This is a genomic window from Sulfitobacter sp. HI0027 (assembly GCF_001634775.1).
GTDB lineage: Bacteria > Pseudomonadota > Alphaproteobacteria > Rhodobacterales > Rhodobacteraceae > Sulfitobacter.
Genome location: NZ_LWER01000401.1, coordinates 1 through 318, shown reverse-complemented (window position 1 = coordinate 318; position 318 = coordinate 1). Strand labels below are relative to the sequence as shown.

At 61.6% G+C, this 318-nt stretch carries 1 pseudogene; it reads left to right on the top strand.

Going from position 1 to position 318, the window contains the following annotated elements:
• Positions 1-315 (top strand): annotated as a pseudogene (locus tag A3722_RS18130) (IS3 family transposase); the annotation flags it as partial.
• Positions 316-318: the final 3 nt, after the last annotated feature.

The following is a 318-nucleotide window of genomic DNA, read 5'->3' as shown; positions in this document are numbered from 1 at the left end:
AAAGCTCAAGCCCTGGGGCGGGAAGTGAGGCGCGGCATGGTGGAGCCTGATCACCCCCAGCTGTCTGTCGTCCAGCAGTGCAAGCTGCTGTCGATTGCGCGCTCGTCTTTCTATTACACGCCGAAGGGTGAGACCGCGCAGAACCTCGATCTGATGCGGCGGATCGACGAGCAGTTCTTGGAGACCCCGTTCTTCGGTGTCCGGCAAATGACCTGGCACCTGCGCAACGACGACCATCTAGTGAATGAGCATGACAGGCGGCAGCGATCTCGGCAGCGCCGGTGGGGCCGCCGATCTGGTCTGCAACAATGTTGAGCG